The sequence below is a fragment of the Exiguobacterium sp. CH10 genome (assembly GCF_018617635.1).
In the GTDB taxonomy this organism is placed as follows: Bacteria; Bacillota; Bacilli; order Exiguobacteriales; family Exiguobacteriaceae; genus Exiguobacterium; species Exiguobacterium aestuarii_A.
In genome coordinates this window covers 344,633-360,811 of record NZ_JACSKO010000001.1, presented here as the reverse complement: position 1 = coordinate 360,811, position 16,179 = coordinate 344,633, and the positions used below count along the sequence as shown (strand labels likewise).

Annotated in this window: 15 protein-coding genes; 12 read left to right on the top strand and 3 right to left on the bottom strand. The window is 46.1% G+C overall.

The genetic code is table 11. The features are described from left to right. Window positions 1-16 precede the first annotated feature (16 nt). From ccpN to KNP04_RS01900, 7 genes are all read left to right on the top strand, one after another. Entirely contained in the window at window positions 17-646 is a 630-nt protein-coding gene (ccpN, locus tag KNP04_RS01930; protein WP_074033362.1) for a transcriptional regulator CcpN, read from the top strand. Continuing rightward, complete coding sequence (locus tag KNP04_RS01925) at window positions 633-1,475, top strand: pyruvate, water dikinase regulatory protein (RefSeq protein ID WP_214820296.1); 843 nt, start codon at window positions 633-635, stop codon at window positions 1,473-1,475. The genes ccpN and KNP04_RS01925 overlap by 14 nt, the downstream gene beginning before the upstream one ends. A gap of 127 nt (window positions 1,476-1,602) precedes the next feature. Beyond that, window positions 1,603-3,414, top strand: coding sequence for a DNA primase (gene dnaG, locus KNP04_RS01920; RefSeq protein WP_214874524.1), 1,812 nt, complete (start codon window positions 1,603-1,605; stop codon window positions 3,412-3,414). Between the two features lie 35 nt (window positions 3,415-3,449). Continuing rightward, a complete protein-coding gene (gene rpoD, locus KNP04_RS01915; protein ID WP_012726640.1) occupies window positions 3,450-4,544 on the top strand; it encodes an RNA polymerase sigma factor RpoD in 1,095 nt (364 codons plus the stop codon). A 132-nt stretch (window positions 4,545-4,676) separates the two neighbouring features. Continuing rightward, a complete protein-coding gene (gene cccA, locus KNP04_RS01910; protein ID WP_012726639.1) occupies window positions 4,677-5,015 on the top strand; it encodes a cytochrome c550 in 339 nt (112 codons plus the stop codon). Window positions 5,016-5,111: 96 nt separating this feature from the next. After that, the gene (locus tag KNP04_RS01905; RefSeq protein WP_214874523.1) at window positions 5,112-5,828 is read left to right on the top strand and encodes a tRNA (adenine(22)-N(1))-methyltransferase; all 717 of its coding nucleotides are present in this window, start codon (window positions 5,112-5,114) and stop codon (window positions 5,826-5,828) included. Then, on the top strand, window positions 5,828-6,940 hold the full coding sequence (locus tag KNP04_RS01900) for a Nif3-like dinuclear metal center hexameric protein (RefSeq protein ID WP_214874522.1): 1,113 nt from the start codon (window positions 5,828-5,830) through the stop codon (window positions 6,938-6,940). Before KNP04_RS01905 ends, KNP04_RS01900 begins: the two co-directional genes overlap by 1 nt. Before the next feature lie 44 nt (window positions 6,941-6,984). On the opposite strand, the gene KNP04_RS01895 is transcribed toward KNP04_RS01900, so the two are convergent. Further along, window positions 6,985-7,938: a 4-hydroxy-3-methylbut-2-enyl diphosphate reductase gene (locus KNP04_RS01895; RefSeq protein WP_214874521.1), complete on the bottom strand. Its 954-nt coding sequence runs from the start codon at window positions 7,936-7,938 to the stop codon at window positions 6,985-6,987. A gap of 129 nt (window positions 7,939-8,067) precedes the next feature. Between KNP04_RS01895 and KNP04_RS01890 the strand changes: the two genes are divergently transcribed. The 5 genes from KNP04_RS01890 to KNP04_RS01870 all read left to right on the top strand — a co-directional run bounded on the left by KNP04_RS01890 (window position 8,068) and on the right by KNP04_RS01870 (window position 13,719). Further along, a complete protein-coding gene (locus KNP04_RS01890) occupies window positions 8,068-9,822 on the top strand; it encodes a sensor histidine kinase (protein ID WP_251126133.1) in 1,755 nt (584 codons plus the stop codon). Continuing rightward, window positions 9,819-10,757: a sugar ABC transporter substrate-binding protein gene (locus tag KNP04_RS01885; protein ID WP_214820284.1), complete on the top strand. Its 939-nt coding sequence runs from the start codon at window positions 9,819-9,821 to the stop codon at window positions 10,755-10,757. The genes KNP04_RS01890 and KNP04_RS01885 overlap by 4 nt, the downstream gene beginning before the upstream one ends. Window positions 10,758-10,818: 61 nt before the next feature. Continuing rightward, complete coding sequence (locus KNP04_RS01880) at window positions 10,819-12,162, top strand: DEAD/DEAH box helicase (protein WP_214693072.1); 1,344 nt, start codon at window positions 10,819-10,821, stop codon at window positions 12,160-12,162. A gap of 81 nt (window positions 12,163-12,243) precedes the next feature. After that, entirely contained in the window at window positions 12,244-13,146 is a 903-nt protein-coding gene (locus KNP04_RS01875; protein ID WP_214821692.1) for a deoxyribonuclease IV, read from the top strand. Between the two features lie 3 nt (window positions 13,147-13,149). After that, window positions 13,150-13,719, top strand: a complete 570-nt coding sequence (locus KNP04_RS01870; RefSeq protein WP_214820282.1) for a hypothetical protein — start codon at window positions 13,150-13,152, stop codon at window positions 13,717-13,719. 28 nt (window positions 13,720-13,747) lie between these two features. Here KNP04_RS01870 and KNP04_RS01865 read toward each other — a convergent pair whose 3' ends face one another. Together KNP04_RS01865 and KNP04_RS01860 are read right to left on the bottom strand one after the other, a co-directional pair. Further along, a complete protein-coding gene (locus tag KNP04_RS01865; RefSeq protein ID WP_074033351.1) occupies window positions 13,748-13,918 on the bottom strand; it encodes a DUF1427 family protein in 171 nt (56 codons plus the stop codon). Between the two features lie 93 nt (window positions 13,919-14,011). Beyond that, window positions 14,012-16,177 carry an RNA degradosome polyphosphate kinase gene (locus KNP04_RS01860; RefSeq protein ID WP_214820280.1) on the bottom strand — a complete coding sequence of 722 codons (2,166 nt, stop codon included), beginning with the start codon at window positions 16,175-16,177 and terminating at the stop codon, window positions 14,012-14,014. Between the last annotated feature and the right edge of the window lie 2 nt (window positions 16,178-16,179).

The window sequence follows — 16,179 nt, the reverse complement described above, 5'->3', positions numbered from 1 at the left end:
CTAGAGGGGGTTGGCTATGCAACTGAATGAACGCCAACAAAAAATCGTCGAGATTGTAAAAGAAAATGGACCGATTACAGGGGAGCAAATCGCGCAGGAATTATCGCTGACGCGTGCGACCTTGCGTCCGGATCTTGCGATTTTGACGATGACAGGAATACTTGAAGCAAGACCTCGCGTCGGCTACACGTTTGTTGGCAAACGGAATTCGTCGATGCTCCGCGAAAAGCTAGATTCCTTGACCGTTGGGGATTTCATGTCCTCTGCGAAAGTCGTTCGGGATGAGATGACGGTATATGATGCGATTGTTACGCTGTTCTTAGAAGATGTGGGCTCGTTGTTCGTTGTCGGACGTGACAGAGAACTCGTAGGGGTATTGTCACGTAAAGACCTCCTTCGCGCCGCCATTGGGAATCAGGATTTGGATCAATTACCGGTCAACGTCATTATGACACGCATGCCGAATATCACGGTTTGCGAGAAAAGTGAGACATTGATTCGTGCGGGAATGAAATTGATTGAGAAACAAATCGATGCCATGCCGGTCGTTGAAGAAAAGGATGGTAAATTGATTGTTCTCGGTCGGATGACGAAAACGAACATGACGAAAGTGCTCATTGCGTTAGCGAACGATGAGTCGATTTGAGGAGGAAACCGATTTGACTACGAAACAACTCGTTTTTGTGGTAAGTGACTCGGTCGGAGAGACATGTGAGCTCGTAGTCCGAGCAGCGAGTATCCAATTCCATGAGAATGCAATCGAAACGCTCCGAATCCCATTCGTTGAGGATGAGCAGACGATTATCGATGTGGTCACACAAGCGAAGGCGCAACAAGCAATCATTGCATTCACGCTCGTCAATGAAGAACATCGCGCGCTTCTCATGAGGCTCGGGGAAGAACACCAGGTCAAGACGGTTGACTTGCTTGGTGATTTACTCGATGTCTTATCGGGACAACTGAAAGAAGCCCCACGTGAAAAACCGGGACTCATCTATCGCTTGGACGATGATTATTTCCGCAAAATCGAAGCGATGGAATTTGCCGTTAAATATGACGATGGTCGAGATCCGCGTGGTCTGAAGAAAGCCGACATCGTACTCGTTGGTGTCTCACGAACATCGAAGACACCACTGTCTCAATATTTAGCATTGAAGCGATATAAAGTCGCGAACGTCCCGCTCGTACCAGAATCACGACCTCCTGAAGAACTGTTTGATCTACCGGCAGAACGGTGTGTCGGGTTAATCATCTCTCCAGAGAAGTTGATTTCGATTCGAATGGAGCGCCTCAAGTCACTCGGTTTAAAACCGGAAGCGGATTATGCACAACTTGAACGAATCAACCGAGAACTCGAATATGCTCGCGGGATTTATGAACGAATCGGTTGTGATGTGATCGATGTGACGAACAAGGCGGTCGAAGAGACGGCGGGCATCATCTTACGTCATCTTGAACAATCAAAAGACGACTAATGTGCATAAGTGTTTCAATTAGTAATCGTTGCTTTGAGAGGGTATAATAGAGTATTGACAGTACAGTGAAACGGAACGTGATGAGCGTTCCGTTTCGTTGCGAGATTGGAAACAGGGAGTGGTCAAGATGCCACGGATACCAGATGAAGTCATCGCAGAAGTGAAGCAAGCGACCGATATCGTCGAATTGATTGGCGAGCGTGTCGAATTAAAGAAACAAGGACATCGGCTTGTCGGGTTATGTCCATTTCATTCCGAAAACTCACCGTCTTTTTCCGTTTCACCTGAAAAAGGGATGTATCACTGCTTCGGTTGTGGTGCCGGAGGGAACGTGTTCACGTTCGTGATGGAGACGGAAGGATTATCTTTTCCTGAGACAGTCGAGCGCTTAGCAACGCGCGCGAATATTTCAGTAGAGGGTATACAAGGGGACGAAGAACTCACACGTGAACAAGTATGGCGCAAACAAATGCGTGATGCACATCGACTCGTTGCGGACTTGTACCATGAAGTCTTGATGAAAACGGAAGCTGGCGAAGTGGGATTGTCGTATTTGCGAAACCGTGATTTAACGGAAGAAACAATTGCGCAATACAAGATTGGATTTGCCCCAGACCAACGACGCTTTACTGTCGAGTTGTTGGAGCGGCGAGGGTTCGATTTAGAAGTAATGGTTGAGGCCGGTTTAATCTCAAAGTCCAAATCCGGTGAATATTTTGACCGATTTGAAGGACGGGTCGTCTTTCCGATTGCGGATCGAGACGGCACCATCGTTGGCTTCAGCGGACGTGCGATTGATGACCGTCAACCAAAATACGTGAATACGGCTGAAACACCGCTATTCAACAAGAGTGAATTGCTATTTGGCTTCTCTCAAGCCCGGGCACTGATGCGTAAGAAAAAACGAGTCCTCCTCGTAGAAGGAAACGTAGATGTCTTACAAGTCGCGCAAGCGGGTACACAAGAAGTTGTGGCATCACTTGGGACTGCCTTCTCTCCACAGCATGCAAGAGCATTGTCACGAATCGTGGAGGAAGTCATCATCTGTTATGACGGAGACCATGCGGGACAAGAGGCGACTCAAAAAGTCATTCGCTTATTAGAGTCATCCCCGCTCGATGTACAGGTTTTACCGTTACCCGAAAAGACAGACCCGGATGATTATATTCGTCAACACGGGGCGTCGCATTGGCAACAGTTTGTCGAGACGGAACAGTTGAGTGTGCTTGATTTTATGAATCGCATGCTCAGACGAGGAAAAAACTTGAACCGAGAAGGAGAACGGATTCGCTTTATTGAATCTATGCTTGAAGAGATCGGTAAGACAAATGATTCGATTCGAAGAGATTTATATGTAAAAAAGCTGGCGGATGAATTTGAGATTCCGCTTGAGACGCTTCGTTCGAGAATCCCTCGTCCGACGTCAAGCGAATCGATACCCGTCCGCACGATGGAGCCTGCGGAACCTGTACGAAAGCGTTCGAGTAAAACGAGTGAACCACGCTGGATGAAAGCGGAGAAGTATTTGTTACGTGCCATGTTGACTGGACCGGAACAAGTCCGCTTTGTACGCGATCGTCTAGGGCTCCGTTATCAAGATGAGACACATCGTATGCTAGGCTCGGCATTGTATGAAATCGTCTCTGAGACGATGACACAAGATGAGTTCGATCAAGTGACGTTACCGTTTATGGAGCGTTACTGTGACCAACGTCCCGATTATGCGATGCGTTTTGCGGAGATACGACTGATGGCTGGACCGGATGAACTGTCTGAAGAGGTTTTAGACGAATACATTCGGGTCATAAACAGTTATGAGGAGCAACGTCAAATCGAGCGTGCAAAAAGGGAAATCGCTCAAGACGCCGAAAGTATTGTTGACCAGGCGTCTAAGCTACAAGAATTGATTGCCCGTAGTCGTCGTCTACGAGAACGATGAACGTGGATGAAGTTTGGAAGGAGTTGAACTGCTAAATGGCAGAGAAGAAGAAAGAGGATTTATTTAACGCCATAGAAGAGCTCGAAAAGTTAGGAAAGAAAAAAGGCGTCGTCTCAATGCAAGCAATTCAAGACCGCCTCAGTCATTTTGAGGTGGACTCGGATTTCATTGATAACTTCATCGAAGATTTAGAAGCGAAAGATATCCGTGTCACAGAGGACGCAGCTGACGCAGAAGAAACACCTGCGAAAAAAGAAGATGAAGAAGTCGACTTAAACGACTTATCGGTACCACCTGGAATTAAAATCAACGACCCGGTTCGAATGTATTTGAAAGAAATCGGCCGTGTCGACCTTCTCAGTGCGAAAGATGAGACGGAGCTTGCGAAACGAATCGAGCAAGGAGACGAAGAAGCGAAAAAACGTCTTGCGGAAGCGAACCTTCGTCTCGTCGTTTCGATTGCGAAACGTTACGTCGGTCGTGGGATGCTCTTCCTTGATTTGATTCAAGAAGGAAACATGGGCCTCATCAAAGCGGTCGAAAAATTCGACTACATGAAAGGGTTCAAATTCTCGACTTATGCGACATGGTGGATTCGTCAGGCCATCACTCGTGCGATTGCTGACCAAGCGCGTACAATCCGAATCCCGGTTCACATGGTCGAAACGATTAACAAATTGATTCGCGTTCAACGTCAATTGCTCCAAGATCTCGGACGCGAACCTTCTCCAGAAGAGATTGCGAAAGAGATGGAACTCACACCTGAAAAAGTGCGTGAGATTCTAAAAATCGCGCAAGAACCGGTGTCACTTGAAACACCGATTGGGGAAGAAGACGATTCACATCTCGGTGACTTCATTGAAGACCAAGATGCGATGGCCCCACAAGATGCGGCAGCCTATGAATTGTTAAAAGAACAGTTAGAAGACGTTCTCGATACGTTGACGGATCGTGAAGAAAACGTCCTTCGTCTTCGTTTCGGTTTAGACGATGGTCGTACCCGTACACTTGAAGAAGTCGGGAAAGTGTTCGGCGTCACGCGTGAGCGGATTCGTCAGATCGAGGCGAAAGCTCTTCGTAAATTACGTCACCCGAGTCGTTCCAAACGCTTGAAAGACTTCCTCGATTAAGTTCATATTTGAATAAAGTGTGAAGTTTTAGAAGAAAGGAAGGAAAATGAGTGATTTTCCTTCCTTCTTTATTATTTTTTGAGTAAAATAGTGTTGGATAGAAATTTGGAATGAACATGAGGGGGAACTACAATGCGTAATCCATTGTTACCGTTTGCGGCAATCGCAATCGTCGCAATTATTGCCATGGTATCATTATCGTATTTTGGTGTGAATCAGGCGCAACAAGCGGCTGAAGGTCCAGCAGTCACTGAAATGAACCCAGAAGAGTTATATGCAGCGAAGGGTTGCACAGGTTGCCACGGCGGAAACCTTGAAGGTGGCGTTGGTCCAGCACTTACTGGTGTTGGCGATCGTCTTTCACCAGAAGAAATCGCAAACATCATTGTCAACGGACAAGGTGCGATGCCTGCAGGTCTTGCATCAGCTGAAGAAGCAGAAGTGCTTGCGAACTGGTTGATTGAACAATAAGAAGTGGCGCACTCCGTAGCGGGGTGCGTTTTTTGTTGTCGAAGTGTAAAGAATTCGATACGCTAGGGAAGAAGTAGAACAAAGGAGTTGTCTTACATGCAAGAACGTGTCATCTTGGATCGGCGCTTGAAGCAAGTTGTCGATTATATCCCGAAAGGAAGCGTGCTCGCTGATATTGGATCAGATCACGCATATGTGCCATGCTATGCTCTTCAACAAGGAATCATTTCAAAAGGGATTGCTGGCGAAGTAAATGTTGGTCCGATGGAGGCCGCGAAAGCACAAGTGGACTTGATTGGAGCCCGAGAAGTCATCGATGTGCGTCTCGGTGATGGTCTCGCTGTACTACAAGAAGACGAAGCGACATGTATTTCGATTTGTGGGATGGGAGGCAGCTTGATTCGTTCGATTCTTGAAGCAGGCAAGGAGAAGCTTGGTGCAGTCGAGCGTCTGATTCTTCAACCGAATGTCGATGGACAACACGTTCGGAGTTGGCTACTTGAGAACGGATATATTCTCGTTGAAGAAGCGATTGTCGAAGAGAATGATAAGGTATATGTGATTCTCGTCGGCGAAAAAGGGACTGAGACGATGTATAGTGACAATCTCACAGAACGGACTTGGCAACTATTATTCGGTCCATATTTGATTCAGGAACGCCCTGAGGCGTTCAAACTGAAGTGGAGTCGTGAAGCGGATAAGCTCGAATACGTACTCGGTCAAATGGCAGATGGCATTCAGTCAGAGGCGTTAGTTCAAAAACAAATCGAATTCAAACGGATGCGTGACAAAATGAGAGAGGTGAGTCAGTAATGGCGAACGGCAATCAAGTGATCCAGTTGTTTGAAGAGTTTGCGCCAAAGCACTTAGCAGTCGAAGGAGATAAAATCGGCTTGCAAATCGGATCGCTCAATAAAGAGGTGAAGCGGGTCATGGTGACACTCGATGTGCTTGAATCGGTCGTGGATGAAGCGATTGAGAAAAAGGTGGATTTGATCATTGCCCATCATCCGCCTATCTTTAGTCCGTTATCTCAAGTCAATGACCGTTCTACGACAGGGAAAATCACGATGAAATGTATTCAGCATGACATCGCGGTCTACGTGGCACATACGAATTTAGATGTCTGTGTTGGCGGTGTGAACGATTGGATGAGTGAAGCAATCGGGTTGCACGACACAAAAGTACTCGTACCAACGTATGAGGAGCCAGTCTATAAATTAACGGTGTTCGTGCCGGAATCACACGCAGAAGACGTGTCACGTGCATTAGGCAAAGCAGGTGCCGGACATATCGGAGACTATGCGGATTGTCAGTTCCGTGTTTCTGGAAAAGGACAATTCACTCCTCTCGAAGGAACGACTCCATTCATTGGTAGAGTTCACGAGACAGAACAGGTCGATGAGATTCGAATCGAGACGGTCGTCCGCGAAAGTCAGAAGAAGCGGGTCTTGAAAGCGATGAAAGTTGCTCATCCTTACGAAGAAGTGGCATACGACTTGATTCGAGATGAGATTGAAGGACACGTATATGGGTTAGGGCGCATCGGCCGACTCGAACAACCTGTAACACTTGAAGCATTCGCTGACCATGTGAAGACGAGCTTTGGAGTGGAAGGTGTCCGTTTCGTCGGAGACCCGAAACGATTGATTGAAAAAGTGGCTGTACTTGGAGGGGACGGAAACAAATATGTCTCCGCTGCACATTTCAAAGGTGCAGATGCTTACGTAACGGGTGATTTATACTTCCACGTGGCGCATGATGCGATGGCACTAGGGCTCGCGGTCGTCGACCCAGGACACCACGTGGAGAGTGTCATGAAACACGGCGTAGTCGATGTGCTTGCAGAAAAGTTTCAGAAAGCGAAAATCGATGTCGAGTTGATGATCTCCGAAGCGAATACAAATCCGTTCCAATTCAGATGACATCAAAAAATCCCCCATTTTCTCGTTGAGAATGGGGGATTCCTTCACTTACGCAATGCCTTTACTTTCGGTAAGATACTGCGAAGTTCGAGATATGGTGTTTTATCATGTGTACTCAAATCGTCTGGATCATATTGCGACAAGAAATCGATAACCTTTTTCGTAATCGGTGTCGGTGTAGAGGCACCAGATGTCACGGCAACAGTCTCCACACCCACGAGCCAGTTCAAATCGAGTTCGCTCAAATCGCCGATGCGATATGCATTTGTGCCGGCAATCTCTTTAGAGACTTGCGCCAAGCGATTCGAGTTATTTGATTTTGGGTCGCCGACGACGATTAATAATTCGCAGTCTCCGGCTTGTTCGGCCACGGCTTCTTGACGAACTTGAGTCGCATTACAAATTTCGTTATGCACTTCAACGTGTGGATAGCGGGCCTGAATTGTCTCAATCAATGCGGAGACATCCCATTGACTCATCGTCGTCTGGTTCGTCACGAGAATTTTCCGATCGAATAATCGACTCGGTAACTGATCGATTTCATGGTCGTATTGAATCAAATGAACATGATTCGGGGCGACCCCGATCGCGCCCTCTGGTTCTGGATGACCATGTTTGCCGATATAGATGACATCATATCCTTCGGCCGTTTTTTCCCGAATCAAGTCGTGTGTGACGAGGACGTCAGGACAAGAGGCATCGACAATCGTCAAACCTTTTTCAATGGCACGTTTCCGAACGAGTGGGGAAATTCCGTGCGCCGTGAAGACGACCGTTCCGCGGTCAATTGTTTCAAGCGCCTGCATCCGATCCTCACCGTCAACCGTTTTGACGCCGAGATCCTCGAACGCCTGTGTGACGTGACGGTTATGGACAATCATTCCGAGTATATGAATCGGGCGTGGCAAATCTGGATTTGCAACCGCCTCATTTGCGAGTTTCATGGCATCGACGACACCATAGCAATATCCGCGTGGACTAATTTTTTTAACTTTCATATGAAGACGAAGGCTCCTTTCGAAGTGCTTTCATACGTATTAGTCTAACATTGTTTCGAAAATACGAAAAGAATTGCGTGTATTCATGCTATAATTTTTAGGTTGGAAAGGAGGGACATCGTGAATCGAATGAAACAGTTACGTGAACTAAGAAAATCATATTTTTTCCAAATTACGTTTATCATCATCATCATTTTAGCACTTGTTATCTCGTCGCTTGCCTTTTCTGCTGATCGCGTCACGGTGTCTCGTGCAGAAGAGCTCGCGAAAGAGCAATTTGACTATGCGATTGACGATAGTATTGAAAATGTCGAGTCCCGACTTGGAAAATTGTATGAGGACCTGGTTTATCTAGGAGCTTACGTCGGAAACGAACCGTGGATTGAAGAGCGCATCCGAACAGGGTATTTAAATCAACGAACTGGTTTTACATCGATTTTTTATTTTGATGTCAGCGAGAATTCGTTTAAATGGTATTCTGAGCGTCAAGTCTCCTCATCTGTCATCAAACGTGATCCCAAGTTCGCAGAAGTATTGACTGCGAGCGGAAAAGAACTATATATGAGTGACCCCATCATGATTAGTGGGGACATGGGAACGTTCTTATACGTTCCTGTCATTGAAGACAACCGACCAATCGGTATTTTTGGCGGAAGCATCAGTGTACTTAACTCTGATTTGTACCGTCGGTCGTTAGAATCAGCGAATGATGACATGATTCTTTACCTGTTAGATGAACAAGGAGAAGTGTTGACGACTTCATTCAACTTGGTCACAGATGCAGAGCGCCGTGTATCGCGTGAAGTCATTGACGACGTGCTAGGACGGAGTACACGTACGATTCTAAGTACGGAAGAAGACACGATGATGTATGAACCAGATGCACGAGTCAGTGGCTGGAGTATGCTTGCAAAACATCAGAACGACTCCGTATATGAGACGGTCTACGATACTCGTTGGCAGTACTTGATGATTGCACTCGTCACATTTTTCTTGAGCATCCTTGTCGGATTGTTGCTCTCGCGAACGTTGACTAACCCGCTCGTCGAACTTGTCAATCAAATCAAGAAGCAACAGTCGCTCGGTGCCATCACGTTAGAGAGAACCGGGTCAAAAGAAGTCGAGACGTTACTGGATACGTATAACGACTATGCCCAACGGATGGAAACGTCAAGGCGTGAACAGTTGAGCCAACAACAATTGATTTTGCATCAAGAAAAGCTAGCGTCACTCGGTCAACTGGCAGCCGGGATTGCCCATGAGATTCGAAACCCGCTCACACCGGTGCATATTACCTTACAGCTGGCACGAGAAGGACAAAGCAATAAAGACATGGTAGACGTCGCCATCAAAGAGTTAGAGCGGGCAAATGATTTAATCTCGACAATGCTGACACTCGCTAAACCCGATCAGGCAGGAAGAGACGAAGAATGGATTGATATGTTAGACTTTGCGAAACGACTCGAATTCTTGATGGATGCTGAATGTTACAAGCGTCCGACCAAGTGGGAATTACTCGTTCCGAATGACATGCCTCCTTTCTATGCCTCGTTCGATATGCTCGTTCAAATCATCTATAACCTGTTCAAAAATGCGGTCGAGGCTGTCGAGTCAAAAGGCGCAGAGGGAAGTGTTGTCGTAACCGTCCTCTTTACGGAGCAGGAATATCGATTCTTAATTGAAGATAACGGGATTGGCATGACGGAAGAACAACTCAAGACAGTCGGTTCGGCATTCAACACGACGAAAGACAACGGAAACGGTCTTGGGATTTACATGATTCAAGAATACTTGAAGAGCGTGAACGGATCGATGGAGATTGATAGCGTCGTCGACAAAGGAACGGCGATGTTGATCAAAATTCCAAGGAGAGATCCATCATGAAAACGCTCAAACACTATTGGCTCTGGTTACCAATCGTTTGGGCCATGACGATCCTACTGATCACATCGATTCAATTACCGGAGCAAAAAACAGATGAAAGAGAAGTCGGATTCGTGTTCGTCAGCGATAAACATGAGCATGCGAACAAGCTGTTAGACTCATTCGTTCATACGGCCAACCAAAAAGGATTTATCCCGATTCCTACGACGAGTGAAGATTCACGCGTATTAGAAAAAGAAAAATTGGACTCCCTGATTGACCGGGGTGTCGAGGCCATCTTCTTGACGACGCTCGATGACACGTTCATCCAACCGTCGTTAGAACGTGCAAAACGAGAAAATATTCCGATTATTGCGATTGACCGGATGATTGATCATCCGAGTATCTTGACTTCGGTCGTCTCCGACAATGTCGATATCGGCCGGATGGCAGCGGAACAAATTGCCGCGAAATATAGCGACCTCGATCGACCGATTCGTGTCGTCGAAGTCAGGGGTACGCCGAAGGTACGCTCCACGATGGACCGCAGTCTTGGGATTCGGGAGTATGAAAAAGCGAATGCCGACCAATTCGAAATCATTGCCTCCATCACGGGGAACTATGATACGTTCCAAGCAGAGATTGAGATGTCACGTTGGTTAGAAGAAGAAATTCCGTTTGATGCCGTCTTTTCGCACAATGACGATAATACGTTCGGTGTCGTTCGAGCTTTAGAAAGTCATGACTTAACGGACAAAACGATTGTATCGGTGGATGGCATTTCTGATATTTATCCACTCATTCAAAATGGAAAGGTCAATGCGACTGTCGTACAATCCCCGAATGAGATGATGGAAGTCGGCTTTAAAGCGCTCGAACAACATTTAAATGGAAAGAAAATTGCCAAGCATTATTATTCGTCGAGTTATTTATATGAAGGCGTGGCAAAAGATTGATTGACAAATGATTTGATTCCGCTATGCTAGGAAAAGTGGAAAGAAACAGGAGGTGTATCGATTGAACAGCTTCCAACAGTTCAAATTGCTACCGTTTATGATCGATGCGTTAACAGAAAAACGCATCACGAAACCGACCGATATACAAGCACGGATTATTCCGGCTGCACTGAATGGTCGAGATATTATTGGGAAATCACAAACAGGAACGGGGAAAACACTTGCGTTCCTATTACCGATTGTAGAAGCAATCAACCCAGAAGAGGAATCTGTCCAAGCGATTGTTGTCGCACCGACACGTGAACTCGCATGGCAGATTCATGAAGAATTAAAATCAATCCTCATTAAGAATCCGGATTACATCAAATCAAGTTTGATTGTCGGAGGAACGGACCGCGAACGTCAAATCGATAAGATGAAAAATCCACCACAACTCATTATCGGGACACCGGGACGAATCCTTGACTTGATGAAAGCACAAGCATTGTTCCCGCATAAAGTGACGCATTTCGTTGTCGATGAAGCTGACCAAATGCTCGATATGGGATTCTTGCCGGAAGTTGACCGCATCGCGCAATCACTTCCAGAAAAACTTCAAACGATGGTCTTCTCAGCGACAATCCCTGAGAAGCTCGAGCCGTTCTTGAAGAGATACTTGCATGATCCACGTTTCGCTGAAGCGAGCCCAGAACATCGTGTCGCACCAAAAATCAAGCACCATGTCATCCCGGTACGTCACCGTGATCGTAAGGAATTGACTGTCGAAATTGCGAAAGCAATCAATCCGTTCGTCTGTCTCGTATTTACGAATACGAAGCAAGAAGCGGATGAATTAGAGACATCATTCCGTGAAGCGGGATTGAATGTCGGTACGTTACACGGGGACATGCAGGCACGTCGCCGTAAACAAGCCATTAAGGACATTAACGATGCGAAGTATCAGTACGTGATTGCTACAGACTTGGCAGCTCGAGGAATCGACATCTCAGGCGTTTCTCACGTCATCAACCATGGGATTCCGAAAGACCTTGACTTCTATACGCACCGTGTCGGTCGTACAGGTCGTGCGGGCGCTTCTGGTGAGGCGTATACGTTGTATGAAGACCATGAAAATGGACCAATCAACCGACTTGAAGAACGAGGGTTCGAATTCACACACGTGGACTTGCGCAATGGTTCGATTCAGCCAATCAAAACACGTCGTCGTCGCCAAACGGACCGGAAGATGAAAGTTTCGCATACGGCACACAGTCGTATGGCCGGTGAAATCAAGAAGGCGAAGAAGAAAGTCAAACCTGGCTATAAGAAGAAATTCAAGTATAAGTTAAAAGAAACGGCTTCACGCGAGCACATGCAACAGCAGCGCTCGGATCGTCGTGCCGCTCGTAAGAAAAACAAGCGTTAATCGTTTGAAGAATCGACTTCTTGGAGTCGGTTCTTCTTTTTGTGTAAACTGAAGATAGAAGCTTATGAAGGGAAGATGATGATGTTAAAAATAGGTTCACACGTTTCGGTATCAGGTAAAAAAATGCTACTTGCAGGTAGTGAAGAGGCTGTTTCATATGGGGCGAACACGATGATGGTGTATACGGGAGCTCCTCAAAATACACGTCGAAAGCCGATTGAGGATTTGAATATCGAGGCTGCACTCACACATATGGCTGCTCATGATATCGAAGAGATTGTCGTCCATGCACCTTATATCATTAACCTCGGAAATACGACAAAACCTGAAACGTTCGAATTGGCCGTTTCATTTTTGACACAAGAGTTGAAGCGTGCTGAAGCACTCCAGGTTGCTCGACATGTCGTTCTTCACCCAGGGGCTCATGTTGGTGCCGGGGAAGAAATTGGTCTTGCTCGTATCATTGAAGGACTGAATGAAGTGTTAACTGGCGACGAACAGGTTAAGATTGCGCTTGAGACGATGGCAGGGAAGGGAAGCGAGCTCGGAAAGACGTTCGAAGAATTAGCAACAATCATAGACGGCGTCACACACAATGACCGTCTCTCTGTCTGTTTTGATACGTGTCACGTCCATGATGCAGGATACGACTTGGTCGGTGACCTAGACGGAGTGATTGAAGAATTCGATCGAATCGTCGGACTTGATCGTCTCGGTGTGATTCATGTGAATGATTCAAAAAACGTGCGCGGTGCGAGAAAAGACCGGCACGAAAATATCGGGTATGGTGAGATTGGATTCGATACATTAAATCGAATCATTCATCATGAGGCATTTGCACATCTTCCAAAAATTTTAGAGACGCCATACATCCCGGTTAGTGAAAAAACGAAAGTGGCACCATATAAACAAGAAATCGAGATGTTCCGTGCGAATCAATTTGATCCTGAATGGCGTGAACGCTTCACGCTTTCTCATCAATAAGCGATGGCGATCCTTCAGGTCGATCCGAATCGATATGATGTCTGGAATGCATTCCCGACCTATTTTCTTGAACAGAGTCCCGTTTATGTGAAAGGGTCCGTGACGACCCCGACAGCGTTCATCGAAGTGGTGGGACATGGGATTGTGGCAGAGGCAGAGGTATTGTTAGAGGAAATGATTGAGCAACCTGACGATCCATACTGGCTTAGCGCTGAGAAGGAAGAGGTGGCGACATATAGCTTGGTCGATTTAATCCAACTTCATTTCCACCATCCGCTTTTGAAAATAGGGATGTATGAGGCGGATGAACCGTACGAGTCGATTCATCAGAAATGGATGGATGGATACCATGTTCCCTCATCGAAATGGACAAAAGAGGGTTATGAAGCGCATTTGTTTCGGGAGAACCTTGTCGCTCCCTATGCTCCGGTGACAACATGTTCGGTTTGTGAAATCAATCTTTTCGAACGATACGGAAACGATGCATCGAAACTGATGGAATATCATCTGCAAGGTGACCACGGAATTTGGGTGTGTCCGACCTGTCATAAAGCGATTCATACGTTAGACTAAAAAAACGATGCCTGTGAGGCATCGTTTTTTAGAATGGCCAATTTGCCACGACGAATTGATACACTTTCATCCCGAGGAAAACCCCGAAGATTCCGACGACACCTGGCAACACCGGTGGGGCAGGTAATGGCAATTTGAGTGCCGTGAAGATGGCACCACAAATCAAGCCAGCGAGTAATGAAAGTAGAATTTCTTGCATGTATAATTCCTCCGTCTCTTCTGATGAAAGCGCTTTATAATGACTGAACCGCATTTATTATACAATGACTTTCTCTTTTTGAGAAGTCTAACATCAGTCATCCGTCATTTTCTCATTTTCAGCTCGGAGTCGTAAAACTTCCCGCTCAGCCCAATTTGAAGGCTCTCGTTCAAATACGCTAGGAATGTTGTTCCAACGCCCTCCGGTATATTGATGAATGATAATTTGAGACTGAATCTCTTCTTCATTATTTTCGCGTTTTACATATACATAACGACCATCAGAACGTTGTCTTCTCGCCTTCACGTTATCGACAAGTTGAAGTGCCATCATATCTTTGATGTACGTTTTATGCGATGCATTGAGGATTGGAAAGAGAATCTCGATTCGCTTCTTCATGTTGCGTGTCATCCAGTCTGCGGAAGAACAGTACAAGTCTTCTTTTCCGTTTTGATAGAAATAAAAAATACGTGAGTGCTCGAGATACCGATCAATGATGGAGATGACTCGAATGTTTTCAGAGACGCCTTTGATTCCTGGTCGTAAGCAACAGATTCCTCGAATAATTAAGTCGATTTTTACACCTGCGGACGAAGCATCATACAATTTTGTGATGATGGCCCGATCTGTAATCGAGTTCATCTTCGCAACGATTTTACCGTTCCCGTACTTCTCGTGTAATTTGATTTCATCTTCAATTTTGTTGAGGAAGAAGTCTTTCATATCATCAGGTGACGTCTCGAATTGGTGCCAAGACGGTCGTTCTCCATAACCGGATAGCCAGTTGAAAAAGTTTGTGGCATCCTCGGCAAGCTCTTCGTTTGTCGTCAAGAGTCCGATATCCGTGTACAGTTTTGCTGTAGAGTCATTATAGTTGCCCGTTCCGAGGTGAATGAATCGTTGCAACACACCACCTTCTAAAATACGTACGACGAGTGTGATTTTTGAATGCGTCTTAAGTTCTTTATAGCCGTAAATGACGTGGGCGCCCGCTTTTTCAAGTTGTTTGGCCCATTGAATATTTTTCTCTTCATCAAATCGTGCTTTCAATTCGACGAGGACGGTCACTTGTTTACCGCTCTCGGCTGCATCGGTCAATGCTTTGATGATTGGGGAGTCTCCAGAGACCCGATACAGCGTCTGTTTAATCGCCAATACGTTCGGGTCTTTAGCGGCTTGGACGATGAATCGTACGATTGGATCGAACGAGTGATACGGGTGGTGAAGCAGATAATCTTGTTTAGCGATACTTTGGAATAAATCTTTTCCAGATTCGAGACCTTCCGGGATAAATGGAATCAACGTCTCATTGATCATGTCGTCATATTCCATCCCGATTTGACTATATATACCGAACAGGAAGGTCAGGTCAATCGGACCATCCACAATGAAAATGTCACGATCGTGCAAATCAAGCACGTCTTGAAGCATGAATAACAGCTCTTTTCGTAATGAGCGCTGCTGCACTTCGAGTCGGATGGCGACCCCATAACGCCGTTTTTTCAGCTCTTTTTCGATTTGTTTCAACACATCACGACTCCCTTCCTCATGGAAGGGCATATCCGCGTTACGGGTGATTCGGAACGGCATCGTCGATTCGACGACAAACCCTTTAAATAAGGAATCGATGAATTGAATAATTAAATCCTCCAGTAAAATCAAATCGGTATGTTCCTCGTCGTCCGTAGGCAGTTCAAGATATCGTGGAAGGACGGAAGGAACTTGCACAAGGGCGAGTCGTTTTTTTCCTTCGCCATTCGAAGCGATTTCGACGGCAATATTCAATGATTTTGATAATAGCATCGGGAAAGGACGATAGGCATCGACTGCAATCGGTGTGAGAACCGGGAAGACGTGTGTACGGAAATACTCTTTCACGAATTCTTGTTGTGTCTTGTTCAGATGTTTCGTGCGCAAAAAGCGTACGTTTTGATTGGATAATTGTTTCGTGATTTTCTTATACGTCGCATATTGTGTCTCGACAAGTTCTTGAGCACGCATCGAGATGGCTTTAATCTGTTGCTTCGGAGTGAGTCCTGTCTTGTCTTCCGGACGGTTAAACCCTGCGAGCACCTCATCTTTTAAACCTCCGACACGAACCATATAAAACTCATCTAAGTTTGAACTGAAGATTGCTAGGAACTTCAAGCGTTCCATGAGCGGATTTCGATCGTCCACCGCTTCTTCGAGGACACGTTCGTTGAAATCGAGCCAGCTAAGTTCCCGATTGTTGAAATGTTCGTACGTATAGTCGGGCATGT